This is a genomic window from Nocardioides thalensis (assembly GCF_013410655.1).
Classification (GTDB): Bacteria; Actinomycetota; Actinomycetes; order Propionibacteriales; family Nocardioidaceae; genus Nocardioides; species Nocardioides thalensis.
Genome location: NZ_JACCFP010000001.1, coordinates 1,733,776 through 1,757,687, shown reverse-complemented (window position 1 = coordinate 1,757,687; position 23,912 = coordinate 1,733,776). Strand labels below are relative to the sequence as shown.

The window sequence follows — 23,912 nt, the reverse complement described above, 5'->3', positions numbered from 1 at the left end:
TCGAGTAGCCGTCGCGAGGAACGAGCGACGGCGTATCGAGACCTCAAGACCGGACGCCTCCTGCCAGGTCCTCGGTGAGCGCGCCCAGCGCACGGCAGCCGGCCTCGATGTCACCCGGGTGGTCGAGCAGGGTGCGGACGAACGCCGAGCCGACGATGACGCCGTCGGCGTACGCCGCGATCTCGGCGGCCTGCGCGCCGTTGCTGACGCCGAGGCCGACCCCGACCGGCAGGCCGGGCGCCGACTGCGCAGCCGCCGCCTTGGTGCGGGCGACGAGCGGCCCGGCCAGCTCGCTGGTGCTGGCGCGCGCACCGGTGACGCCCATGACGGCGGTGGCGTAGACGAAGCCGCGGCACGCGGCCGTGGTCATCGCGATCCGCTCGTCGGTCGACGAGGGGGCCACGAGGAAGACCTTGTCGAGGTCGCGCTCGTCGGCGGCGGCGATCCACTCAGGAGCGAAGTCGGGCGTCAGGTCGGGCGTGATGAGCCCCGCTCCCCCGGCGCTCGCCAGATCGGCGGCGAAGCGCTCGACGCCGTACCTCTCGACGGGGTTCCAGTAGGTCATCACCAGCGTCGGGGTGCCGGTCGCGGCGACCGCCTCCACGACGCGCAGCACGTCGGTCGTGCGGACGCCCGCGTCGAGCGCCTGCTGAGCCGCGGTCTGGATGGTGGGCCCGTCCATGACCGGGTCGCTGTAGGGCAGGCCGATCTCGATGACGTCACAGCCGGCCTCGACCATCACCTTCAGCGCGGCGATGCTGCCGTCGACGTCGGGGAAGCCGGCCGGCAGGTAGCCCACGAGCGCGGCTCGGTCGTCGGCGCGCGCCTTCTCGAAGGCGGTGCTGCTGCTCATGCCTCGACACCCTCTCCCGGCGGCTGCTCGGCATCGGCGCGCCCGAGCCCGAAGTACTCCAGCGCGGTGCCCATGTCCTTGTCGCCGCGACCCGAGAGGTTGACCAGCAGGGTCTGGCCGGGCCGCTCCTTGGCGACCTTGAGCGTGCCGGCGACGGCGTGCGCCGACTCGATGGCCGGGATGATGCCCTCGGTCTTCGCGAGCAGGGCCATGGCGTCCATGGCCTCGGCGTCGGTGACGGGGAGGTACGTCGCCCGCCCGCCCGCCGAGAGCGCGGCGTGCTGCGGCCCGACGCCCGGGTAGTCGAGGCCCGCCGAGATCGAGTGCGACTCCACCGTCTGGCCGTCGTCGTCCTGGAGCACGAACGTGCGCGCGCCGTGGAGCACGCCGATGCTGCCGGCGAAGATCGTGGCAGCGTGGCGCCCGCTCTCGACGCCGTCGCCGCCGGCCTCGAACCCGTAGATGTCGACCTCCGGGTCGTCGATGAAGCCGGCAAAGAGGCCGATCGCGTTGGAGCCGCCGCCGACGCAGGCCGCGATCGCGTCGGGCAGCGCACCGGTCAGGTCGAGGCACTGCTGGCGCGCCTCGTCGCCGATGCCGCGCACGAAGCTGAGGACCAGGCTGGGGAACGGGTGCGGGCCGGCGGCGGTGCCGAACAGGTAGGCGGTGTGGTCGACGCTGGCGACCCAGTCGCGGAGTGCCTCGTTGATGGCGTCCTTGAGCGTGCGCGAGCCGCTCTTGACCGGCACCACCTCTGCGCCGAGCAGCTGCATCCGCGCCACGTTGAGCGCCTGCCGCTCCGTGTCGACCTCGCCCATGTAGACGGTGCAGTCGAGCCCGAGGTAGGCCGCGGCGGTGGCCGAGGCGACGCCGTGCTGACCGGCGCCGGTCTCGGCGATGACGCGCGTCTTGCCCATCCGCTTGGTGAGCAGCGCCTGGCCGAGCACGTTGCGGATCTTGTGCGCCCCCGTGTGGTTGAGGTCCTCGCGCTTGAGGAGGATCCGCGCGCCCGCCACCTCGGAGAGGCGGTGCGCGTCGTAGAGCATGCTCGGCACCCCGGCGTAGTTCTGGAGCAGCTGCTCGAACTCGTGGCCGAAGCTCGGGTCGGCCATCGCCTTCTCCCAGGCGGTGTCGAGCTCGTCGAGCGCCGCGATCAGGGCTTCGGGCATGAACCGGCCGCCGAAGGCGCCGGCGCCTCCGAACCACCCGTGCTGGTCCGCGTCAAAGCGCGAGGTCACCATGAACTCCTGTCATGCTGCGCACCGCCTCCCGCGGCGCGCCGTCCTTCACCAACGCCTCGCCGACGAGCACCACCCGGGCCCCCTCGGCGACGTAGCGCTCCACGTCGGAGCGGCCGGAGATCCCGGACTCGGCCACCAGCACCCGGTCGTCGGGGACCAGCGGCTCCAGCCGGGCGAAGACGTCGGGATCGACCTCGAGTGTCTTGAGGTTGCGGGCGTTGACGCCGATCAGCTCGGCGCCGAGGAACACCGCACGCTCGGTCTCCTCCTCGTCGTGCACCTCGACCAGCACGGTGAGCCCGAGCTCGCGCGCCTCGTCGTGGAGTCGGCGGAGGGTCTCGTCGTCGAGCGACGCCACGATGAGGAGCACCAGGTCGGCGCCGGCAGCCCGGGCCTCCAGCAGCTGGTAGCTCTCGACCATGAAGTCCTTGCGCAGGATCGGTACGTCGACCGCGGCCCGCACGGCGCGCAGGTCGTCGAGGCTGCCGCCGAAGCGCCGCTGCTCGGTGAGCACGGAGATCGCGTGGGCGCCGCCGGCGGCGTACTCCTGCGCGAGCGCGGCGGGGTCGGGGATGTCGGCCAGCGCGCCCTTGCTGGGGCTCTTGCGCTTGACCTCCGCGATCACGCTCGAGCCCGGCGCGCGGAAGTGCGGCATCGGGTCGCGCGGCGGGTCGACGTCGGCGAGCGCGGCGCGCAGGTCGGCCTCGCTGACCGCCGACTGACGGGCCGCGAGGTCCTCGCGGACGCCGGCGACGATCTCGTCGAGCACTGAGCCCGCAGTCATGACGCCTCCGTTGTCTGCCATCTCGACCAGCAAATGAATTCCGCGCAACCCCGCGCCAGGTGGTTTCGAGTGTGGCACGAGGTGGATAGCCTCCCAGACACTGCCCGGAGACTGACCCGGGCCCGACGAAGGGTAGACACGTGAGCTACAACGCGCCCCCGCCTCCGGGCGGCTACGGAGCACCCCAGCCCGCATACGGCGGCGCCCCGATGGAGCACCCGCAGGGCACGACCATCCTGATCCTCGGGATCCTCAGCATCGTCTGCTGCGGAATCTTCACCGGCATCCCCGCGATCATCATGGGCAGGAAGGCGTCGAACGACGGCCAGGCCTACAGCAACGCGGGCGTGATCAAGGCCGGCTACATCTGCGGCATCATCGGCACGGTGCTGTCCGTGCTCGGCATCGTGTTCTACATCATCATGTTCGCGATCGCAGGCAGCGTGTCGCTCAGCACCAGCTGACGCACACCGCACTCGACCGATGGGTCACGGCTCCGGCCGTGGCCCATCGGCTATTTCTCAGGGGGCGAGCCAGGAGCCGGGCAGGTTGCGCAGCAGCGTGAAGACGGCCATGAGCCCGATGACCGCGACCGCCGAGTACTTCATCGCGCGCTCGGACGGCTCCCACGGTCGTCCGGACCACCGGCCGCTGGTCCAGCGGTAGAAGACGTAGAACAACAGCGGGATCGAGGCGACGAAAAGCAGGTTGCTCGACGCCGCGTCGACCAGCTGGAGGTTGGTGAGGTCGTTGACCGCGCGCAGGCCGCCGCAACCGGGGCAGGCGAGGCCCATCGCGGCGGTCGGGCAGATGCCCCAGGAGCCCTCCGCGTGCGGGTCGCGGAAGTGCAGCGCGACCGTGGCCGCCGAGATGCCGCCCGCCACCAGGGCCGGCCCGAGCAGCCGGCGCGCGCGGCTGTCGCGGGCGACGCTCTCAACCTGCGCGGTGGCGGCCATCGACCCTCCTCGGTCGGTCAGTGGGCTCAGTGGTCTGAGGTGTGCAGACCCATCTTGTCCATCGCGACGAAGACGACACCCGCGGCGACGACGATGACGACGCCGACCCAAAAGATCGGCATGCTCACCGGCGACAGCATCAGCCCGACGCCGCCGACGACGAACCCGACCAGCGCGACGAAGACGGCGGTCCAGGCCGCAGGGGTGTTGCCGTGGTTGTCGGACATGCGTGCGTGCTCCTCGCGGGTGTTTGGGTGTGCTGTGCCGAGTCTATGGGTTGCTCACGCCGTCGGATCGTCGCCCTCGTCGAGCGACTTCCACAGCTCGGTGCTGGAGAGCTCCTCGGCGGGCGCGACGGTCGCTGTCGCGGCACCACCGGCGGCGGGTGCGTCGTACCGGCTGCCCATCTCGGGCCACGCCGGAGCCAGGCGTACGGCGGCCGCGCCTGCGGCCGTGGCGACCGCGCTGCCGAACAGGGCGGCCCAGAACCACCCGGTGCGGACCGCGCCGAGGTCGCCGCTGAGCCCGATGTAGCCGAGCTGGCGGGTCGCGTCGCTGATGTAGTCGTCAGCCTGGAGGAAGCCGCCCACCACGGCCACCGCGACGACGCCGGCCGCGCTCAGGGTCGCGAGGACCGCCACCAGGCGGCGGAGCCGCCCGCGGGTGACGAGGAGCACGCCCCAGCAGGCAAGCGCGACGAGACCCAGCGCGCCCGCGAGCGGGAACTCCGACGCCGCGGCGTCGGTGCCGCCGTAGGACGCCATGCCGATGTCCTCGAGGGCGGACTCGGGGATGCGGAGCATCGCCCGGTGGCCCGCGATCGCCGTCAGCACGCTCGCGGCGAGGCCGACCAGCACCACGGGCGCGAACGTACGGCGCCGCGGGTCGGTGTCGGGGGTGGGCGTGGCTGCGTCAGGCACCGATCAGCCCGCTGTCGAAGCAGGTGCGGTCACCCGTGTGGCACGCCACGCCCTCCTGGTCGACCTTGACCAGCAGGGTGTCGCCGTCGCAGTCGAGGCGGACCTCCTTGACGTGCTGGGGGTTGCCCGAGGTCTCGCCCTTGACCCAGTACTCCTGCCGGGAGCGGCTCCAGTAGGTCCCCCGGCCGGTGGTCAGCGTGCGGTGCAGCGCCTCGTCGTCCATCCACGCCAGCATCAGCACCTCGCCGGTGTCATGCTGCTGGACGATCGCGGGCAGCAGCCCGTCGGGGTTGCGCCTGAGGCGCTCGGCGATCGTCGGGTCGAGGGTGCTCACGCCCTCCATTATCGACGCCGTCGAAACAGACCCCCGTGCTGGCCCGAATCCGCCCTCATGGTCTGCCGAATCCGACGTCATGGTTCGCCGAGTTGTACCTGATGGTTTGCCGAGCTAGCCGTCCTGGCTCGGTGGAGGACGTACGGACCACGGCCGAGCCAGCAGGCACAACTCGGCGGACCATCAGGTACAACTCGACGCGCCATGAGGTACAACTCGACCCTCCATCGAGGGGGATTCGAGGGCGGGTGGGTCACCGGGCCTGTTGGGCGACCCACGACCGGTGGAGCGCGGCGTACACGCTGTCCTCGTCGCGGACGAGCTCGGCGTGGGGGCCGCGCTGCACGATCCGACCCTTGTCGACGACCACGACCTCGTCGGCGGCCTCGGCCGTGGAGAGCCGGTGGGCGATGGTGACCGAGGTGCGGCCGGACATCAGCCGCTCGAGCGCGCGCCCGATGCGCATCTCGAGCTCGGGGTCGACGGCACTGGTGGCCTCGTCGAGCACGAGCAGGTCGGGGTCGGCGAGCTGGGCGCGGAGCAGCGCGACCAGCTGGCGCTCCCCCGCGGACAGCGACTCCCCGCGCTGGCCGACCATCGTCGCCAGCCCGTCCGGCAGGCCCGCCAGCCAGTCGCCGAGGCCCAGCTCCTCGGCCGCCGCGGCGATCTCGGCGTCGGTCGCGTCGAGCCGGCCGTACCGCGCGTTGGCGGCCAGGGAGTCGTCGAACAGGAAGCCCTCCTGCGGGACCAGCACCACGCTCGAGCGCAGCGACGCCTCGGCGACGTCGCGGAGGTCGATGCCGTCGATCAGCACCCGGCCGGTGGTCGGGTCCATCAGCCGGGTGAGCAGCTTGGCGATCGTCGACTTGCCGGAGCCGGTCTCCCCCACGACCGCGACCCGGCGCCCGGCCGGGATCTCGAGGTCGATGTCGGTGAGCACCGGCGGCCCGCCGGGGTAGGCGAACCCGACGTCCTCGAAGCGCACGTCGACCGCGTGGTGCGGGAGCACCCGCCCGTCCGGGCCGGGGTCGACCAGGTCGGCGGGGGTGTCGAGGATGCCGATGACCCGGCGCCAGCCAGCGATGGCGTTCTGGGCGTCGGTGAGGATCTGGGTGCCCATCTGCACCGGGCCGACGAACAGGGTGACGATGAACGCGAACGCGAGCACCTCGCCGGCGGTGATGTCGTCGGCGAAGCCGAGCCAGATGCCGATGATCAGCACGCCGGCGTTGGCCAGGCCCGCCGAGATGCCGCCGAGGGAGAACGAGAACACCGTGAAGCCCTGGGCCCGCGTGCTCGCGGCCTTGTGGGCGTCGACGGCGGCGTCGATCCGCTCCTGGGTGCGCGCCTCGACGGCGTAGGACCGCACGACGGCCGCGCCGACGACCGGCTCGGAGATGGCCGAGAGCAGCACGCCCACCTGGCGCCGGACCACGCCGTACGCCTCGGACAGCTTGCGCTGGAACCACCGCATCGACAGGAACAGCGGCGCGAAGCAGACCCACACGACCAGCGCGAGCTGCCAGCTGTAGAACAGCATCACGACGGTCGCCACGAGGACCTGGCCGATGCTGACCACGAACAACAGGCCGCCGAACACCAGGAACTGGCTCACCTGGTCGACGTCGCTGGTCACCCGCGAGACGAGGGCGCCGCGGCGCTCGGTGTTCTGCGTGAGCAGCGGCAGGTCGTGCACGTGGCGGAACGCCTTGACCCGCAGCGTCGCCAGGCCGCGCTCGGACGTCGAGAACAGGCGCGCCGTCATCGCGTACGACGCCCAGCTCGTCACGACGATCGCGGCGGCGGCCACGAGCGCCATCGCCGTCGTGAACCCGACGTCGGGCCCGCCCGCGTCGCGCAGGCCGTGGTCGATGGTCTGCTGCACGGTGATCGGTACGACGACCTGACCGGTCGACGCGAGCACCGCGAGGAGGAGGGTGCGACCGATGCCCTCGGTGAGCTCGGGCGAGTGGCTGATGCCGCGGCGGATGGTCTCCCAGCCGCCGATGGACTCTCCGGTGTCGAGGATCGTCACGGTGCGGCCACCTCCTCCGGTCGGCCGTGCTCGGTCTCGTAGGCGTTGACGAGACGGGCGTAGTCGGCGTTGCGCGCGACCAGCTCGTCGTGCGGGCCGCGGTCGACGATGCGGCCGTCGGCGAGGAAGAGCACCTCGTCGGCCAGGGCGATGGTGGCCTTGCGGTAGGCGACGACGACGAGCGTGCTGCCGGTGGTTGAGGTGCGAGGGCCGCCAGGCCCGAGCCTCGAAACCTCCGGCTCCCCGCGCAGACCGGCGAGGATCCGCGCCTCGACCTCCGGGTCCACGGCCGACGTGGCGTCGTCGAGGATCAGCAGCCGCGGGCGCCGTACGAGCGCCCGGGCGAGGGAGATGCGCTGCCGCTGCCCGCCGGAGAGCGACGTGCCGCGCTCCCCCAGCCGGGTGTCGAGACCGTCCGGAAGCGCGGCGACGAAGCCGTCGGCCTGCGCCGTGCGCAGGGCCTCCCACACCTCCGCGTCGGGGACGTCGGCGCCGAGCGTGACGTTGCCGCGCACGGTGTCGTCGAAGAGGAAGGCCGTCTGCGGCACGACCGCGACGACCTCGGCGAGGCCCCCGTGCTCGAGGTCTCGTACGTCGACGCCGTCGACCCGGATCGTGCCGCGGTCGGTGTCGACGAGGCGGGTGAGCAGCGTGGTGAGGGTGCTCTTGCCCGAGGCGGTGGCGCCGACGAGGGCGACCGTGCGGCCCGGCTCGACGGTGAACGTGAGGTCCGCGAGCAGCGGCCGGTCGGGCTGGTAGCCGTAGGCGAGGTCGTCGACCTCGAGCCGCGCGCCGGCCTCGCCGGTCGGGGCGGCTGCGGCGCCGTACTCCATGCTGCCGGTCGCCCGGAGCACCGCGTCGACGCGCCGGTAGCCGACCACGCTCCGCGGGAACTCCCCCAGCAGCCAGCCGATCGAGCGGATCGGGAACGAGACGACCGTCAGCAGGTAGGCGACCGTGACGACGTCGCCGGCGTCCGTGGCGCCGCTGATGACCCGGTTGACGCCGATGACGAGGACGACGAGCACGGCGAGGTTGGGCAGCGCGGCCAGGGTCGGGTCGAAGGCGGCGCGGATCCGGCCGACCTTGATGTTGGCCTCGCGCAGCTCGGCGGCCTTGGCGCGGAACCGCTCGGTCTCCTGGGGCTCGCGGCCGAGGGTCTTGACCACCATCGCGCCGTCGAAGGACTCGTGGGCGATCTCGCTGAGCTCGGCGCGCAGCTGCTGGGCACGGGTCGCCCAGCCCTGCGCGAGCCGCTGGTAGACCACGTTGGTCGCGATCACGAGCGGGAACACCAGCAGGCCGACGATCGCCAGCACCAGGTCGGCGACCAGCATCTGCACGACGGCGATCAACATCATCGCGACCGTCCCGACTGCCATCGGCAGCGGGGCGATCGGCCCCCACGCCGCCTCGACGTCGGAGTTGGCGTTGGAGAGCAGCTCGCCGGTCGGGTGCTTCTGGTGCCACGACATGGGGAGGCTGAGGTACTGACGGGTCACGGCGCGGCGGGTGTGGGCCTGCATCCGGTACTGCATGACGCCGGCGCCGAGGCGGCGGGCGACGATGCCGACCGCGCGCAGGATGGCGACGCCCACGAACAGCCCGAGCACCGCCCAGAGCAGGCCGGCGCCGATCTCCCCGTCGCGGAAGGCGGGCAGCACGACGTGGTCGGTCGACCAGCCCAACACCCACGCGTCGGCGACGGTCAAGGCGCCGAAGAGCAGGCTGCCGATCGTCGAGAGCGTGAAGACCCACGGCTCGCGCTTGATGGCCACCCAGAGGACGGCGAAGCCCGCGCCCGTCGTACCCGTCTTCTCGCTCACCCTGCCTGCTTCCCAGCCGTCCTCGATACTCCGGGCCAACCGGCCCGGGCGGGCACGCTATTCCCTCGCACCGCCCCTAGCCAGCCAGGAAGCTGAACCGTACGTCGCGCTCGGCGTTGTCGACGTTGAGGTCGACGAGGCAGATGCTCTGCCAGGCGCCGAGGGCGAGCCGGCCGTCGAGGACCGGGACCGTCGCGTACGGCGGCACGAGCGCCGGCATCACGTGGGACCGACCGTGCCCCGGGCTGCCGTGCTTGTGGATCCACCGGTCGTCGGCCGGGAGCAGGTCGCCGAGCGCCGCGAGCAGGTCGTCGTCGCTGCCGGCTCCGGTCTCGAGGATCGCGATCCCGGCCGTCGCGTGAGGCACGAATACGTGGAGCAGCCCGGAGTCCCTGGTGCGCACGTAGTCGGCGCAGTCGCCGGTGATGTCGAGGACGCGCTCCTCGCTGCCGGTGCGGTAGGTCCTGGTCTCGGAGTCCATGCCGCGATCATGGCGCGCCCCGCAAAGGCGGACGGCGCGTGGTTCAATCGCCCGCGTGCATGACCAGCTCGCAGCCGTCCTGGACCGACTGCACCACGATGGCCGCGAGCCTGGTGCGGCGGCGTGCGTCATCCGGCCGGACGGGTCGACGGTCGAGGCCATGACCGGCCACCGCGGCGAGGGCACCCCCTGGACCTCCGACACGCTCGTGATGACGTACTCGTGCGCGAAGCCGCTGGCCGCGCTCACCGTCCTGGAGGCCGTCGCGACCGATGTGCTCGGACTCGACCAGCGGGTCGCCGACATCTGGCCGGCGTACGCCACGCACGGCAAGCAGGAGACCACCGTCCGTCACGTGCTGAGTCACCAGGCGGGCCTCCCCGCCTTCCCCGAGGCGGCCGCCGGCATCGCGTACGACGACCGCGACGCACTCGTCGCGCTGCTCGCCGATGCCGAGCCGGCACACGAGCCGGGCACGGCAGTCGCCGAGCACGCGCTGACCTACGGCCACCTCTGCGACGAGCTGCTGCGCCGGTCGACCGGGCAGTCGCTCGACGAGCGGTTCGCCGCGATCGCCGCGCGACACGGGTGGGACCTCCATCTGTCGGTCCCGGTCGGCGAGCTCGGCCGGGTGGCCGACGTCGTCGCCGTCGCGGACACCTGGCCCGACGCCTACCTGACGGACCCCCGCTGGGCGCCTGCGATCGGGCGGCCTCCCGGACTGCTCGACCCGGCGGTTCTCAACAGCGAGCGCTGGCGCCGCACCAGCTTCCCGGCGATCTCGCTGCACGCGACGGCCCGCGGCCTGGCGCGGTTCTACGCCGACCTCGCCGCCGACGGTCCGGTCGCGCGCCTCCTCGGCCCGGGCCTCCACCGCGAGTACGTCACGCCGCAGCGGACGGGACCGGACGGCGTCCTCGGCCGTGAGGTGGCGTGGACGCTCGGTTTCCAGGTCGACGCCCTGCGGGGCGGACGGCGGGAGATCGGCATGGGCGGTGCCGGTGGCAGCAGCGGCTGGGTCGCGCTCGGGCCGGACGACACGGCGGACTACGCGGCGGCGTACGTCACCCGGGGCCTCGGCGGGCACGACCGCGGCGAGGAGGTCTGGCGGCTGCTCGAGCCCGACCTCTGACGGGTCCCTGGGGATGGCGGCTCAGGCGTCGCCCACGTGCTGCACCACCCGCACGCTCATGTGCCACGTGCTCATCGCGCCCTCGATGATGACGAGGAAACCGTCCGGGCCGTCCCGGAACACCTGGCGGCTCTGCGGTGAGAACGGGTCGGGCGGGTCGAACTCGAACGCCGACTTCCGCGCCGCGACGAGCGCGTCGTCGCGGCTCGGGTGCCGGACCCCGCCGACGTCGACCACCGTGGCGGGGCGCTGCTCGGAGCCGTTGGCGTACTCGATGGCCACCAGCCAGGGACCGTCGTCGCCGCCGGCGACCGACGGGTCCTGGAGCTCCCACGGCACGTCGTCACCCTGGGCGCCGCCGCCGTAGACCTCGTAGCTCTGCGTCATGCGCCCGTCCTACCCGGTCAGCGGACGGGATAACCCGCGCCGGCGAGCGTGTCCTTGACCTCGCCGACCCGCACCTTGCCGAAGTGGAAGATCGTGGCCGCCAGCACGGCGTCGGCGCCGGCCTCGACCGCCGGCGGGAAGTGCTCGGCCGCCCCTGCTCCCCCGGATGCGATCACAGGAACCGAGACCTCGCTCCGCACCGCGCGGAGCAGCTCGATGTCGAAGCCGTCCTCGGTGCCGTCGGCGTCCATCGCGTTGAGCAGGATCTCCCCCGCGCCGAGGGCTGCCGCCCGGGACGCCCACTCGATCGCGTCTATCCCGGCGGACTTGCGGCCGCCGTGGGTGGTCACCTCGAACCCGGAGTCGGTGCGGGACTCCCCCGTGGCACGCCGGGCGTCGACCGACAGCACGAGGACCTGGTTGCCGAACCGGTCGGCGATCTCGGCCACCAGCTCCGGCCGGTGGATCGCGGCGGTGTTGACGGCGATCTTGTCGGCGCCGGCGCGGAGCATCCGGTCGACGTCGTCGACCGAGCGGATGCCGCCCCCGACGGTGAGCGGGATGAAGACCTGCTCCGCGGTCGCCGACACGATCTCCAGCGTGGTCGCGCGCCCCTCGTGCGAGGCGGAGATGTCGAGGAAGGTCAGCTCGTCGGCACCCTCGGCGTCGTAGGTCCGGGCGAGCTCCACCGGGTCGCCCGCGTCGCGCAGCTCCTTGAAGTTGATGCCCTTGACCACGCGCCCCGCGTCCACGTCGAGGCACGGGATCACCCGGACGGCGAGGCTCACGCGCGGTCCTGGGGCAAGGTCAGCGCGAGCGCGTCCTCGAGCGTGAACTGACCGGTGTAGAGCGCGGTGCCGGCAATGGCGCCCTCGACTCCGATCGGCACCAGCTCCATGAGCGCGCGGATGTCGTCGAGCGTGGTGACCCCGCCGGAGGCCACGACCGGCCGGTCGGTCGCGTCGCACACGTCGCGCAGCAGCTGGAGGTTGGGGCCCTGGAGCATGCCGTCCTTGTTGACGTCGGTGACCACGTAGCGCGCGCAGCCCTCGGAGTCGAGGCGGGCGAGCGTCTCGTAGAGGTCGCCGCCCTCCTGGGTCCAGCCGCGCGCGGCGAGGGTGCGGCCTCGCACGTCGAGGCCCACGGCGACGCGGTCGCCGTACGTCGCGATCGCCTTGGCGCACCACTCCGGCTGCTCCAGCGCGGCGGTGCCGATGTTGACCCGGCGGCAGCCGGTCGCCATCGCAGCCTCGAGCGACTCGTCATCGCGGATGCCGCCGCTCATCTCGACCTTGATGTCGAGACGGCCGACGATCTCGGCCTGGAGGCGGCGGTTCTCGCCGTGGCCGAACGCGGCGTCGAGGTCGACGAGGTGCAGCCACTCCGCGCCGGCCTCCTGCCAGCGGAGCGCGGCCTCGATCGGATCGCCGAACCGCTTCTCCGACCCGTCGACGCCCTGCACCAGCTGGACGGCCTGGCCGCCCTTGATGTCGACGGCGGGCAGCAGCTCGAGGTAGTCGCTCACAGTGATTCCACCCAGTTCCTCAGCAGTACGGCGCCCGCATCCCCCGACTTCTCCGGGTGGAACTGCGTGGCGCACAACGGTCCGTTCTCCACCGCCGCGACGAAGCGGTCGCCCCCGTGCTCGGCCCAGGTGACCAGCGGCTGGTGGCTGTCCGGGGTGCGGTCGTTGGTCTCGAGCGTCCAGTCGCGGACGCCGTAGGAGTGCACGAAGTAGAAGCGCTCGTCCTCCAGCCCGGCGAAGAGCCGCGAGCCGGCGGGCACCTCGACGGTGTTCCACCCCATGTGCGGCACGATCGGCGCCTGCAGCCGCTCGACGACGCCCGGCCACTCGCCGCAGCCCTCGGTCTCGACGCCGTGCTCGATGCCCCGGTCGAAGAGGATCTGCATGCCCACGCAGATGCCGAGCACGGGGCGGCCGCCGGAGAGCCGGCGCGCGATGATCCGCTCGCCGCGGATCGCCCGCAGGCCCTTCATGCACGCCTCGTAGGCGCCGACGCCAGGCACGACGAGACCGTCGGCCGCCATCGCCGCGTCGAGGTCGCCCGTGAGCGTCACCGCGGCACCGGCGCGCTCGACCGCGCGCACGGCGGAGCGGAGGTTGCCGGACCCGTAGTCCAGGACAACCACATTGGGAACGCTCACTGCGTCGACTCGTTCACAGAGCTCACAGGGCGCCCTTCGTCGACGGGATCCCGGTCTCGCGCGGGTCGAGCGCGATCGCGTCGCGGAACGCCCGGGCGAACGCCTTGAACTGCGTCTCGACGATGTGGTGCGGCTCGCGCCCCGCCAGCACCCGCACGTGCAGGGCGATGTGGGCGTGGAACGCGATCGTCTCGAACACGTGGCGCGTCAGGGAGCCGAGGTAGGCGGGGGTGGTGCCGCCGAGCTGGACGTACTCCTGGCCCTCCGGCTCGCCGGTGTGCACGCAGTAGGGACGGCCGGAGACGTCGACGACGGCCTGCACCAGCGCCTCGTCGAGCGGGACGGTGGCGTCGCCGAAGCGGCGTACGCCCTTCTTGTCCCCCAGCGCCTCGCGCAGCGCCTGGCCGAGCACGATCGCGGTGTCCTCCACCGTGTGGTGGGCGTCGATGTGCACGTCGCCGGAGGTCTGCACGGTCAGGTCGACCAGCGCGTGCCGCGCGAACGCGGTCAGCATGTGGTCGTAGAACCCGACGCCGGTCGAGATGTCGTGGCGGCCGGTGCCGTCGAGGTCGACCTCGACGAGCACCTTCGACTCGCTGGTCTGCCGCTCGATGCGGGCGGTCCTCGTGCCGGTCATGGCATCTCCTTCATCACGTGCAGCAGCGCGTCCTGGAACGCCGCCATCTCGTCCGCGGTGCCGATCGACACGCGGAGCCAGCCGTCGGGCCCGGTCTCCCGGATGAGCACACCCCGGTCGAGAAGGCCCTGCCAGACAGCATGACGATCCCCGAAGGTGCCGAACAAGCAGAAATTCGCGTCGCTGTCGGCGACCTCGAAGCCCTCGCCGCGCAGCCACGCCACGGTGCGGTCGCGCTCGGCGCGCAGCTCGTCGACCTTCCCGAGCAGCTCCGGCGCGTGCCGCAGGGCCGCGAGCGCGGCGGCCTGGGTCACGGCGGAGAGGTGGTAGGGCAGGCGCACGACCCGGATGGCGTCGCAGATCGCCGGGTCGGCCGCCAGGTAGCCGAGCCGCAGCCCGGCACCGGCGAACGCCTTGCTCATGGTGCGGGTCACGACGAGGTTGCGGTACGCCGACAGCTGCTCGAGCGCGCTCGGGGTGCCGGAGCGGCGGAACTCGCCGTAGGCCTCGTCGACGACCACGACGCCGGACTCCCCCACCGCCTCGCACAAGGTGGTGACGACCTCGGGCGCCAGCGCGGTGCCGGTCGGGTTGTTGGGGCTCGGCAGCAGCACCACGCTCGGCCGCTCCTCGGCGACGAGCACCCGCGCGGCCTCGAGGTCGATCGAGAAGTCGTCCTCGCGGCGGCCGGTCACCCAGCGGGTGCTCGTGTCGCGGGCGTACTCGGGATACATCGAGTACGTCGGTGCGAAGCTGACCGCGGTGCGACCCGGCCCGCCGAACGCCTGCAGCAGCTGGAGCATGACCTCGTTGGAGCCGTTGGCCGCCCACACCATCTCCGGCGTGACCCGCGCGTCGCGCGACAGGTAGTCGGCAAGGGCCGCCCGGAGCGCGACGAACTCACGGTCGGGATAGCGGTTGAGCGTGCGCGCCGCCTCGACGACCGACGACGCGATGTCGTCGACGCACGCCGGCGACGGCCCGTAGGGGTTCTCGTTGACGTTGAGCTGGACCGGGACGTCGAGCTGCGGGGCGCCGTACGGCGCGATGCCACGCAGCTCCTCGCGGAGCGGAGGAAAGTCGACCATGGCTCAGTCCTGGAACCGCACGCGCACGGCGGCGCCGTGGCCGGGCAGGTCCTCGGCCTCGGCGAGGGTGACGACGTGGTCGGCGACCTCGGCGAGGCCCTCGCGGGAGTACTCGACGACGTGCACCGACTTGGTGAACGCGCGCACCGACAGCCCCGAGGAGTGGCAGGCGCAGCCGGCCGTGGGCAGCACGTGGTTGGAGCCCGCGCAGTAGTCGCCCAGGCTGACCGGGGTGTGCGGGCCGACGAAGATCGCGCCGGCGTTGCGCACCCGGGCGGCGTACGACGCGGCGTCGCGGGTGTGGATCTCGAGGTGCTCCGCGGCGTAGGCGTCGACCACCGCGAGCCCCTGCTCGAGGTCGCGCACCAGCACGATGCCCGACTGGGTGCCGGTCAGGGAGGTGTGGATCCGCTCGACGTGCTTGGTCGCCGCCACCTGCTTGTCGAGCTCGGCCTCGACGTCGTCGGCCAGCGCCGGCGAGTCGGTGACGAGCACCGACGCGGCCAGCGGGTCGTGCTCGGCCTGGCTGATCAGGTCGGCCGCGACGTACGCCGGGTCGGCGGTGTCGTCGGCGAGGATCGCGATCTCGGTCGGCCCGGCCTCGGAGTCGATGCCCACCTGGCCCCGCAGCAGCCGCTTGGCCGTCGCGACGTAGATGTTGCCGGGGCCCGTCACCAGGTCGACCCGCTCGACGCGCTCCGTGTCGGCCGTCGCGGGCAGGCCGTAGGCGAACATCGCGATCGCCTGGGCGCCGCCGACGGCGTAGACCTCCTCGACGCCGAGCAGCGCGCAGGCGGCCAGGATCGTCGGGTGCACGGAGCCGCCGAACTCCTCCTGGGGCGGGCTGGCGAGGGCGATCGAGCTGACGCCGGCTGTCTGGGCCGGCACCACGTTCATCAGCACGCTCGAGACCAGCGGGGCGAGGCCGCCGGGGACGTAGAGCCCGACGCGCTGCACGGGAACCTTGCGGTGGGTCACCCGGGCGCCCGTGGCGAGGTCGGTGACGACGTCGGCCTCGAGCTCCGCGGCACAGGTCGCGCGCAGCCGGCGTACGGACTCGTCCAGGGCGGCGCGGACGGCCGGGTCGAGGTCGGCTAGCGCTGCCGACAGCGCATCGGCGGGCACCCGCAGGTCGTCGACCCAGACGCCGTCGAGCTTGTCGGTGTAGTCGCGCACCGCGTCGGCGCCACGCGCGCGGACCTCGTCGAGGATCGGCTGCACCACATGCGTCGCCGCCTCCGCGTCGAACTCCGCGCGCGGCACGGCCGAGCGGTAGTCGACGGAGGCTGCGTCACGGCCAGCCTCGCGAAGGTCGATGCGACGGATCATGGCCCCAAGTCTACGGTCGGGCGCGGGTCGTCCCTGACCGCGGACCGGATCGCAGTACTGTCGAAGCGTGACCGACCGACTGCCGATGTTCCCGCTGAACATGGTGGTCTATCCCGGCGTCAGCGTGCCGTTGCGGGTGTTCGAGGACCGCTACCGGGCGCTCGTCCACCACCTGCTGCGGATCGACGACCCGGCCGAGCGCGTCTTCGGCTCCGTCGGCATCCGGGAGGGCTACGAGGTCGGCGACCACGGCGCCCAGTCGCTGTTCCGGGTCGGCGTCCGGCTGCAGCTGACCGAGGTCGAGAGCCACGCCGACGGCACGTTCGACGTCGTCGCTGTCGGTCGCGACCGGATCCGGCTGGACCGGCTCGACGGCACCGGGAACTTCCCGGTCGGCGAGGTCGACCAGCTGCCCGAGCCGACCGTGCCCGTCGACGCCGACGTCGTCGAGCGGGCGCGGGCCACCTTCACCGCCTACCGGTTCGCCCTGCGCGAGATCGCCCAGGACCCGTTCAACGGCAGCTTGCCCGAGGACCCGCTCTACCTGTCGTGGACGCTCGCGGCGTGCGCTCCCCTGCCGATGGCCGAGCGCCAGGAGCTCCTCGAGGCCGACGACGCGGGCCACCGACTGATCCTCGTCACCGACCTGCTCCGGGAGGAGCTGCGGGCGATGAACGTCATCTCCTCGCTGCCCGCGACCGAGGTCGCCCGCACGCGGTGGTCACCGAACTGAGGATCAGTCGACGCTGAGCCGCATCGAGCTGAGGGCCATGCCGTCCTCGTAGCGGCTCGACACGGCGAACGCGTCCAGCGGCTCGAGGTTGGCCGCGACCTCGGGCGGCAGCAGCCCGAACAGCTCCTCGACGACGGGCGCGTCGAGGTCGACGTAGAGGAGCGCGGTGGCGTCGTCGGCGTCGGGCACGACCCGCTCGAACTTCTCGGAGCCGCCCAGGTCGCCGCCGTCGAGCAGCTCCTGCCGGTAGTCGCCGGACGGGCCGATCGCCACCAGGTCGTCGTCGGAGTCGGCGCCGGCCATCTCGGCGACGTACGGCGGAGCGGCCTCGTAGATGCGGTCGAGGGCCTCCTCGATCTCCTCCACGTCGCCCCGGGCCTTGATGCCGACGGGCAACGCGGCCGGGTCGGGCGCCTCGAGCTCGTCGGCGGACAGGTCGCCGCCGACGGCCAGCACCGCCGCCTCGCCGAGCACCGCTTCGAGGGTCTCCACGAGGTCGAGCCCGGTCTGCGCCTCGAGGGCCTCGAGCTCGCCGTCGATGATGTCGGCCTCCGAGCCGAGCGACTCGCGCATCAGATCGAGGTAGTCGCCTGCCCAGCCGTCGGCGAAGCCGATGCCGAACAGGGCCGCGGTGTCGTCGGGGAGGTCGCCCGCCAGGTCGCCGACGGAGCCGGCGTCCTCGAGCCCGCTCAGGAAGCCCATCACCGTGGAGTCGGCGGTGGCCGCCGCATCGATCCGGAGGGCCTCGTCGTCGAACCCGACCGAGAGCGCCAGGCCCTGGAAGGAGTCGACCAGGCTGTCGGTCATCTCCGGCGGGGCGGGCACCCCGTCCTCGGCGAACTCCTGCTCGATGGCCTCGGCGATGTACTTCCCCGCTCCGGCCGCGGCGTATGCAGTGACGATGCCACTGCCGCCCACGCCGTCGACGTGGTCCTCGAACCCGGGGTCGTCGGACAGCGGCTCGCTGGCCGCGTCGTCGGCCACCCGGTCGGCGATCTCGTCGGTCTCGGCGAGGATCGCCCACTCGCCCTCGACGTGCCAGCCGAGCGGCCCGAACCCGGGGCAGTCGGCCAGCGCCGCGAGACCGTCGTCGGCCGCGTCGGCGTCGGTCACCTGGGCGACGAAGACCGGCACCGGCTCGGCGTCGTCGCCGTCGCCCGGGACGGCCGCGACGGCCACCCGGTTGCCCAGCCACGAGTCGATGTCGTCGCCGTAGTCGAGGGTGTCGCACTCGAGGTCCTGCTGCGCGAGGTCGAACAGCTGCTCCCGTACGTCGCCGCCGGAGTCGACGTCGAGCTCCTCCCACGCCGGGAAGTCCTCGAGCGCGTCGCGCGCGGCGAGCAGGTCCTTGCCGCCGGGGTCGAGGTCGAGCGCGAGGTAGCCGATGGTCGACGCGGGCAGGGCCTCCGCCGGCTGGGGGCCGCTGCCGAAGTACCAACGGGCAGCGAAGACGCCACCGGTGATGACGGCGACCGACGCCACGGCACCGGCCGTGACGAGAGCGACCCGCCTGCCGGAGCGCGACGGGCCTGCTGCGGGAGTCGGTGAGCCGGGCGGCGGCGGGGGAAGGGGTGCATCACTCATCGGGCCGCTGCCTCCAGCCAGGTCGTCGGGTCGTTCTCGCGGGCGCGCACCTCGCCGAGACTCTTCGCGCTGAGCATGACCACCAGGTAGCCGGTCAAACCCGCCACCGGCCAGGAGAAGTACGGCGTCGGCACCGGCACGTCGTCCCAGCCGAGGAGGGAGATCCGGCCCATGGTCACCTCGAGGTTGCCGGGGACCTTGTCGCCCACCGTGGCCGCCGTCGCCAGCGTCTGCGGGTCGGGCGGGCTGAGCTGGGTGCCCAGCCAGACCATCGCGAGTGCCGCCAGGACGCTGCCGGCGAGCATGGCGCCGAGCATCAGCAGCGCCGTACGGCCGGCCAGCAGGCCGGCGACGAGCCCGAGGAGCAGGCCCAGCCCGAGGGCGATCACGATGTACTGGGCGGTGCCGCCGAACGCGTCGGTCTGGCCCGGGTCCCAGGGCTCGGGATACCAGCGCGGCCCACGCTCGGGAACGTCGTAGATCCGGCCCGGCGTCGCCGGGCCCCACCAGGTCCACCACAGCCAGCCGCCGAGCAGCCCCAGCCCGACCGAGCCGGCGAGGACCGCGCCGACTCGCAGCAACAGCGCTCTCATCCGGCGAGGCACCCCGGGCCGAGGAGCTGCTTGAGGTCGGCGAAGAGCGCCGGGCTCGGGCTGACCCGGGCCTCGAGCCGCATCAGCTTCGTCGCGTCGCGGGTGAGCAGCTGGAGCCGGACCTCGTTGAGGCCCGGGTGGGCGGCGAGGATCTCCTTGAGGCCCGCGACGTTCTGCGGCGTGCACCGCGTCGAGGGCAGGCTGATGATGACCGGGCCCTCGGCGTTGCCGCGGTCGAGGTCGGGCGCGGTGACCTCCTGGCCGTGCAGCTCGGGCTGGTCCTTGCTGCGGGAGAGCCGGCCTCGGACGGTGAGGATCGCGTCGTGCTCGAGCAGCGGCGAGGCGAGCTGGTAGGCGCTGGGGAACAGCAGCACGTCGATCGCACCCTCGAGGTCCTCGAGCGTGATCATCGCCCAGGGATCGCCCTTCTTGGTGATCTTGCGCTGCACGCTGGTGACCAGGCCCGCGACCGTGACCGTCGAGCCGTCGGGCCGGTCCTCGTCCTCGAGCAGCTGGCCGATCGTGGTGTCGGTGCCGCTGGAGAGCACGTGCTCGAGCCCGAGCAGCGGGTGGTCGGAGACGTAGAGGCCGAGCATGTCGCGCTCGTGGGCGAGCAGCGTGCGCTTGTCCCACTCCTCGAGGTCGGGGATCGTCACGCTCACCCCGAACCCGGCGCCGAGGCCGCCGTCGCCGTCCATGTCGAGGCCGGCGAACAGCGAGTCCTGGCCGATCGCCTCGTTGCGCTTGATGTCGACGTACTGGTCGACGGCGGTCTCGTGGATCGCGACCAGCGAGCGGCGCTTGTGCTTGAGGTCGTCGAACGCCCCCGCCTTGATCAGGGACTCGATGACCCGCTTGTTGCAGACGAGCGCCGGCACCTTCTCGAGGAAGTCGTTGAAGGACTCGTAGCGGCCCTTCTCCTCGCGCGCCGCGACGATCTGCTCGACGACGTTGGCGCCGACGTTGCGCACGGCGGTCATGCCGAAGCGGATGTCGCTGCCGACGGCCGTGAAGTCGTGGGACGACTCGTTGACGTCGGGAGGCAGGACCGCGATCTTCATCCGGCGACACTCGTTGAGGTAGATCGCCATCTTGTCCTTGTCGTTCTTGACCGAGGTCAGGAGCGCCGCCATGTACTCGGTCGGGTAGTTGGCCTTGAGGTAGGCGGTCCAGTAGGTGATGACGCCGTAGGCGGCGGAGTGCGACTTGTTGAACGCGTAGTCGGCGAACGGGACGAGGATGTCCCAGAGCGTCTTGACCGCGTCCTGCGGGTAGCCCCGCTCGAGCATGCCGGCCTCGAAGCCGGCGTACTGCTTGTCGAGCTCCTCCTTCTTCTTCTTGCCCATCGCACGGCGCATGTTGTCTGCGGCGCCGAGCGAGAAGCCGGCGAGCACCTGCGCGATCGCCATGACCTGCTCCTGGTAGACGATCAGGCCGTAGGTCTCCCCCAGAACCTCCTCGAGCGGCTCGGCGAGCGCGGGATGGATCGGCTCGATCGGCTCGCGGCCGTTCTTGCGGCGCGCGTACTTGTTGTGCGAGTCGGCGCCCATCGGGCCCGGCCGGTAGAGCGCGGAGACGGCGGTGATGTCGGCGAACTTGTCGGGGAGCATCGAGCGCAGCAGCGCGCGCATGCCGCCACCGTCGAGCTGGAAGACGCCGAGCGTGTCGCCGCGGCCCATCAGCTCGTAGGTGGCCCGGTCGTCGAAGGGCAGGTCCTCGAGCACGACGTCCTCGCCGCGGTTGGCCTTGATGTTGGCGACCGCGTCCTCGAGCGTGTGGAGGTTGGACAGCCCGAGGAAGTCCATCTTGACCAGGCCCAGCGACTCGCACATCGGGTAGTCGAACTGGGTGATGATCGCGCCGTCCTGCGGACGGGCCATGATCGGCACCACGTCGATCAGGGGCTCGCTGGACATGATGACGCCGGCGGCGTGGACGCCCCAGTTGCGGATCTGGCCCTCGAGCCCGCGGGCGGTCTCGTAGATCGTGCGGACGTCGGGGTTCTGCTCGTGGAGCGCGCGGAACTCCTGGCCGTCGTTGTAGCGCTTGTGCTCGGGGTTGAAGAGGTCCTTGAGCGGGACGCCCTTGCCCATCACGTCGGCGGGGAGCGCCTTGGTGATCATGTCGCTGATCGCGAACCCGTGGTCGAGCACGCGGGCGGCGTCCTTGATCGCGGCCTTGGACTTCAGCCGCCCGAACGTCGCGATCTGCGCGACCCGCTCGGCGCCGTACTTCTCGGTGACGTACTGGATGACCTCGCCGCGTCGGTGGTCGTCGAAGTCGATGTCGAAGTCGGGCATCGACGGTCGCTCGGGGTTGAGGAACCGCTCGAAGAAGAGCCCGTGCTCGAGGGGACACAGGTCGGTGATGCGCAGCGCGTAGGCGGCGATCGACCCGGCACCGGAGCCGCGGCCGGGCCCCACCCGGATGCCGTTGTCCTTGGCCCAGTTGATGAAGTCGGCGACCACGAGGTAGTAGCCGCAGTAGCCCTTCTGGGAGATGATCGCGAGCTCCATCTCGACCCGGTCGCGCACCTCCTGGTCGAGCCGGTCGCCGGGGTAGCGCGACTCGATGCCGCGCCAGACCTCCTTGCGGAACCAGCTCTCCTCGGTCTCGCCCTCCGGCACGTCGGCGCGCGCCATGTAGCCGCCCGTGGACTCGGTGAACTCGACGTCGCAGCGCTCGGCGATCGCCAGCGTGTTGTCGCAGGCCTCCGGCATGCCGAAGCGGTCGGCCCACAGCTCGCGCATCTCGGCGGCGGACTTGATGTAGTAGCCGCCGCCGTCGAACTTCAGGCGGTTGGTGTCGGAGAGCCGCTTGCCGGACGCGACGCAGATGAGGGCGTCGTGGGCCGCGGCGTCCTCGGGGTTGTTGTAGTGGGAGTCGTTGGTGGCGACCGGCGGGATCCCGAGCTCCTTGCCGAGCCGGAGCAGGTCGTCGCGCACGCGCTTCTCGATGTCGATGCCGTGGTCCATCAGCTCGAGGAACACGCTGTCGCGACCGAAGATGTCCTGGAGCTCGCCGGCCTCGCGGACCGCCTCGTCCCACTGGCCGAGGCGGAGGCGGGTCTGGATCGCGCCGCTCGGGCAGCCGGTGGAGACCATCAGCCCCTTGCTGTGCTCCTGGAGCAGCTCCTTGTCCATGCGGGGCTTGTAGAAGAAGCCCTCGAGGCTGGAGCGCGACGAGAGCCGGAACAGGTTGTGCATGCCCTCGGTGCTCTCGGCCCACATCGTCATGTGGGTGTAGGCGCCGCCGCCGGCGACGTCGTCGCCGCCCTCCTCGGCCCCGTCGACGCCGTTGCCCCTGCCCCACTTGACGCGGCGCCGCTCGCCCCGCTCGGTGCCGGGCGTCAGGTAGGCCTCGATGCCGATGATCGGCTTGACGCCGTACTTGTGGGCCTTCTTGTAGAAGTCGTAGGCGCCGTGGAGGTTGCCGTGGTCGGTCATCGCGATCGACGACATCCCGAGGTCGCTCACGCGCGTGAAGAGACCGTCGAGAAGGGACGCCCCGTCGAGCATGGAGTACTCGGTGTGGACGTGCAGGTGGACGAAGTCGGTGCGGTCCCCTCCGGCTGCCATCGGTGCTGCGAGCTCCTCAAGTGGGTCGAGGGTGGGCGGTCGGATCGGCGCAGTGTCGCTGAGCAGTCGCTGGGCGGGCGCCAGGGGAAGGACCTCAGCGTACGCGACCGATTCCCGTGATCGTGGCAGACACCGCCGACACTGTGACACGCTGAGCGGTGAACGCCACCTCGTCCCCGGGAGGCCGCCATGCGCGCCGTCATCCGTCCCCTCTCCCTGCTCGGCCTCGCGGTGTGCCTGGCCGCTCCACCGCTCGTCGCGGCGGCCGGCCCGGGTGCCGTGCCCGCCGCGCCGAAGCCGCCGTGCGAGCAGTCGGTGAGCGGCACGGCGGGCGACGACCTGCTCGAGGGCACCGCCGGGCGCGACATCATGTGCGGCCGCGCGGGCAACGACGTGCTCGAGGCGTTCCGTGGCCGCGACGTCGTGCGCGGCGGCACCGGCGATGACCAGACCGAGGGCGGGCCGGGCGCCGACGAGCTCCGTGGCCAGGAGGGTGCCGACCTCCTGGTGGGCCTCGCCGGTGACGACCGCGGGTTCGGCGGCCAGGGCGTCGACCGGGTGATCGGCAACGCCGGCAACGACCTGCTCAACCCGGGCAAGGGCGCCGACGACCTCACCGAGGGAGGCGACGGCCGCGACATGATCATCCTCGCCGACGGCAAGCCGGACGAGACCGCGGTGTGCGGCGCCGGCCGCGACAAGGTGCGGATGGACGAGGGCGACGTCGCCGACCCGGACTGCGAGGTCGTCGTGACCTTCGGCGACGGGCTGACCCCCGACCCCGCCGGCCGCCGCTAGTGGCGCTGCGGCTGGTGGACGTCTCGCCGTCACCCCGCCTCGACCAGCCGGCGTTCCTGCCCTCCGGCGAGCCCGGGCGGCTGCGGACCTACTCCGGCGACGTCGTGCTCCAGCAGGACTCCGGCGTCATCCTCTACACGCCGGGCAAGGTGGACGCGGTCCCGGTCACGTTCGTCCCGCCCGACGCCGAGGCACTGGCCGCGGGCACCGAGCCCCTCCTCGCCGCCGAGGTGACGATCGGCCAGATCCTGCTGGCGGGCAGCGGCTACGACCACTTCAGCGGCGCCGGGGCGACGCAGGTGGTGGCCGGGACCCAGCCGCACACCGACCCGGCGTGGACCTGGCCGAACCTGTCCTTCCAGGCGCTCGGCGTGCGCTCGATGGTGCTGCGCTACCGGCTGACGGTCCTCACGACCGAGGCCGCGGGCCGACCGGCCACGGAGTAGGTTGCCTCTCC

25 protein-coding genes are annotated in these 23,912 nt (G+C 72.2%); 5 read left to right on the top strand and 20 right to left on the bottom strand.

Annotated features, from left to right (window positions below; all coding sequences use genetic code 11):
• Nucleotides 1-43: 43 nt before the first annotated feature.
• Genes trpA through trpC form a run of 3 tightly spaced genes read right to left on the bottom strand, consistent with a single transcriptional unit; the run spans nt 44 to nt 2,878 of the window.
• Nucleotides 44-853, bottom strand: a complete 810-nt coding sequence (gene trpA, locus HNR19_RS08685) for a tryptophan synthase subunit alpha (RefSeq protein WP_179667543.1) — start codon at nt 851-853, stop codon at nt 44-46.
• Nucleotides 850-2,091 (bottom strand): tryptophan synthase subunit beta, encoded by a 1,242-nt coding sequence (gene trpB, locus HNR19_RS08680; protein ID WP_343047111.1) that lies wholly within the window; start codon nt 2,089-2,091, stop codon nt 850-852. Before trpB ends, trpA begins: the two co-directional genes overlap by 4 nt.
• Nucleotides 2,075-2,878: an indole-3-glycerol phosphate synthase TrpC gene (gene trpC / locus HNR19_RS08675; protein WP_179667541.1), complete on the bottom strand. Its 804-nt coding sequence runs from the start codon at nt 2,876-2,878 to the stop codon at nt 2,075-2,077. The genes trpB and trpC overlap by 17 nt, the downstream gene beginning before the upstream one ends.
• 140 nt (nt 2,879-3,018) lie before the next feature.
• Here trpC and HNR19_RS08670 point away from each other — a divergent pair, with 140 nt between their 5' ends.
• A complete protein-coding gene (locus HNR19_RS08670; protein ID WP_218910191.1) occupies nt 3,019-3,342 on the top strand; it encodes a DUF4190 domain-containing protein in 324 nt (107 codons plus the stop codon).
• A 57-nt stretch (nt 3,343-3,399) separates the two neighbouring features.
• Here the strand turns inward: HNR19_RS08670 and HNR19_RS08665 are convergent, their stop codons facing one another.
• The 7 genes from HNR19_RS08665 to HNR19_RS08635 all read right to left on the bottom strand — a co-directional run bounded on the left by HNR19_RS08665 (nt 3,400) and on the right by HNR19_RS08635 (nt 9,430).
• A complete protein-coding gene (locus tag HNR19_RS08665; RefSeq protein WP_179667540.1) occupies nt 3,400-3,834 on the bottom strand; it encodes a DUF2752 domain-containing protein in 435 nt (144 codons plus the stop codon).
• Between the two features lie 26 nt (nt 3,835-3,860).
• Entirely contained in the window at nt 3,861-4,061 is a 201-nt protein-coding gene (locus HNR19_RS08660) for an HGxxPAAW family protein (RefSeq protein WP_179667539.1), read from the bottom strand.
• A 54-nt stretch (nt 4,062-4,115) separates the two neighbouring features.
• Nucleotides 4,116-4,754, bottom strand: coding sequence for a Trp biosynthesis-associated membrane protein (locus HNR19_RS08655; protein WP_179667538.1), 639 nt, complete (start codon nt 4,752-4,754; stop codon nt 4,116-4,118).
• Nucleotides 4,747-5,088, bottom strand: a complete 342-nt coding sequence (hisI, locus tag HNR19_RS08650; protein ID WP_425490656.1) for a phosphoribosyl-AMP cyclohydrolase — start codon at nt 5,086-5,088, stop codon at nt 4,747-4,749. The genes HNR19_RS08655 and hisI overlap by 8 nt, the downstream gene beginning before the upstream one ends.
• 253 nt (nt 5,089-5,341) lie before the next feature.
• Nucleotides 5,342-7,123: an ABC transporter transmembrane domain-containing protein gene (locus tag HNR19_RS08645; RefSeq protein WP_179667536.1), complete on the bottom strand. Its 1,782-nt coding sequence runs from the start codon at nt 7,121-7,123 to the stop codon at nt 5,342-5,344.
• A complete protein-coding gene (locus HNR19_RS08640) occupies nt 7,120-8,949 on the bottom strand; it encodes an ABC transporter transmembrane domain-containing protein (protein ID WP_179667535.1) in 1,830 nt (609 codons plus the stop codon). The genes HNR19_RS08645 and HNR19_RS08640 overlap by 4 nt, the downstream gene beginning before the upstream one ends.
• Before the next feature lie 76 nt (nt 8,950-9,025).
• Entirely contained in the window at nt 9,026-9,430 is a 405-nt protein-coding gene (locus HNR19_RS08635; protein ID WP_179667534.1) for a YjbQ family protein, read from the bottom strand.
• Between the two features lie 55 nt (nt 9,431-9,485).
• Between HNR19_RS08635 and HNR19_RS08630 the strand changes: the two genes are divergently transcribed.
• Entirely contained in the window at nt 9,486-10,562 is a 1,077-nt protein-coding gene (locus HNR19_RS08630; protein WP_218910189.1) for a serine hydrolase, read from the top strand.
• A gap of 21 nt (nt 10,563-10,583) precedes the next feature.
• On the opposite strand, the gene HNR19_RS08625 is transcribed toward HNR19_RS08630, so the two are convergent.
• From HNR19_RS08625 to hisD, 7 genes are read right to left on the bottom strand one after another with little or no spacing between them, the layout of a single operon-like run.
• Nucleotides 10,584-10,949, bottom strand: a complete 366-nt coding sequence (locus HNR19_RS08625; RefSeq protein WP_179667532.1) for a hypothetical protein — start codon at nt 10,947-10,949, stop codon at nt 10,584-10,586.
• Nucleotides 10,950-10,966: 17 nt separating this feature from the next.
• Entirely contained in the window at nt 10,967-11,737 is a 771-nt protein-coding gene (hisF, locus tag HNR19_RS08620) for an imidazole glycerol phosphate synthase subunit HisF (protein ID WP_179667531.1), read from the bottom strand.
• Nucleotides 11,734-12,474 carry a bifunctional 1-(5-phosphoribosyl)-5-((5-phosphoribosylamino)methylideneamino)imidazole-4-carboxamide isomerase/phosphoribosylanthranilate isomerase PriA gene (priA, locus tag HNR19_RS08615; RefSeq protein ID WP_179667530.1) on the bottom strand — a complete coding sequence of 247 codons (741 nt, stop codon included), beginning with the start codon at nt 12,472-12,474 and terminating at the stop codon, nt 11,734-11,736. The genes hisF and priA overlap by 4 nt, the downstream gene beginning before the upstream one ends.
• The gene (gene hisH / locus HNR19_RS08610; protein ID WP_179667529.1) at nt 12,471-13,115 is read right to left on the bottom strand and encodes an imidazole glycerol phosphate synthase subunit HisH; all 645 of its coding nucleotides are present in this window, start codon (nt 13,113-13,115) and stop codon (nt 12,471-12,473) included. The genes priA and hisH overlap by 4 nt, the downstream gene beginning before the upstream one ends.
• A 22-nt stretch (nt 13,116-13,137) precedes the next feature.
• Nucleotides 13,138-13,752 carry an imidazoleglycerol-phosphate dehydratase HisB gene (gene hisB, locus HNR19_RS08605; protein ID WP_179667528.1) on the bottom strand — a complete coding sequence of 205 codons (615 nt, stop codon included), beginning with the start codon at nt 13,750-13,752 and terminating at the stop codon, nt 13,138-13,140.
• A complete protein-coding gene (locus HNR19_RS08600) occupies nt 13,749-14,840 on the bottom strand; it encodes a histidinol-phosphate transaminase (protein ID WP_179667527.1) in 1,092 nt (363 codons plus the stop codon). Before HNR19_RS08600 ends, hisB begins: the two co-directional genes overlap by 4 nt.
• Nucleotides 14,841-14,843: 3 nt before the next feature.
• Nucleotides 14,844-16,169, bottom strand: coding sequence for a histidinol dehydrogenase (hisD, locus tag HNR19_RS08595; protein WP_179667526.1), 1,326 nt, complete (start codon nt 16,167-16,169; stop codon nt 14,844-14,846).
• A 67-nt stretch (nt 16,170-16,236) separates the two neighbouring features.
• On the opposite strand from hisD, the gene HNR19_RS08590 reads away from it, so the two are divergent.
• Nucleotides 16,237-16,902: an LON peptidase substrate-binding domain-containing protein gene (locus tag HNR19_RS08590; RefSeq protein ID WP_179667525.1), complete on the top strand. Its 666-nt coding sequence runs from the start codon at nt 16,237-16,239 to the stop codon at nt 16,900-16,902.
• Nucleotides 16,903-16,905: 3 nt separating this feature from the next.
• Here the strand turns inward: HNR19_RS08590 and HNR19_RS08585 are convergent, their stop codons facing one another.
• Genes HNR19_RS08585 through dnaE form a run of 3 tightly spaced genes read right to left on the bottom strand, consistent with a single transcriptional unit; the run spans nt 16,906 to nt 22,657 of the window.
• Complete coding sequence (locus HNR19_RS08585) at nt 16,906-18,486, bottom strand: hypothetical protein (protein WP_179667524.1); 1,581 nt, start codon at nt 18,484-18,486, stop codon at nt 16,906-16,908.
• Nucleotides 18,483-19,067 carry a hypothetical protein gene (locus tag HNR19_RS08580; protein WP_179667523.1) on the bottom strand — a complete coding sequence of 195 codons (585 nt, stop codon included), beginning with the start codon at nt 19,065-19,067 and terminating at the stop codon, nt 18,483-18,485. The genes HNR19_RS08585 and HNR19_RS08580 overlap by 4 nt, the downstream gene beginning before the upstream one ends.
• A gap of 8 nt (nt 19,068-19,075) precedes the next feature.
• Nucleotides 19,076-22,657, bottom strand: coding sequence for a DNA polymerase III subunit alpha (gene dnaE, locus HNR19_RS08575; RefSeq protein ID WP_179667522.1), 3,582 nt, complete (start codon nt 22,655-22,657; stop codon nt 19,076-19,078).
• A 189-nt stretch (nt 22,658-22,846) separates the two neighbouring features.
• On the opposite strand from dnaE, the gene HNR19_RS08570 reads away from it, so the two are divergent.
• Both HNR19_RS08570 and HNR19_RS08565 read left to right on the top strand, forming a co-directional pair.
• Nucleotides 22,847-23,455 (top strand): calcium-binding protein, encoded by a 609-nt coding sequence (locus tag HNR19_RS08570; protein WP_179667521.1) that lies wholly within the window; start codon nt 22,847-22,849, stop codon nt 23,453-23,455.
• Between the two features lie 14 nt (nt 23,456-23,469).
• The gene (locus tag HNR19_RS08565; protein WP_179667520.1) at nt 23,470-23,901 is read left to right on the top strand and encodes a hypothetical protein; all 432 of its coding nucleotides are present in this window, start codon (nt 23,470-23,472) and stop codon (nt 23,899-23,901) included.
• The last annotated feature ends 11 nt before the right edge of the window (nt 23,902-23,912 follow it).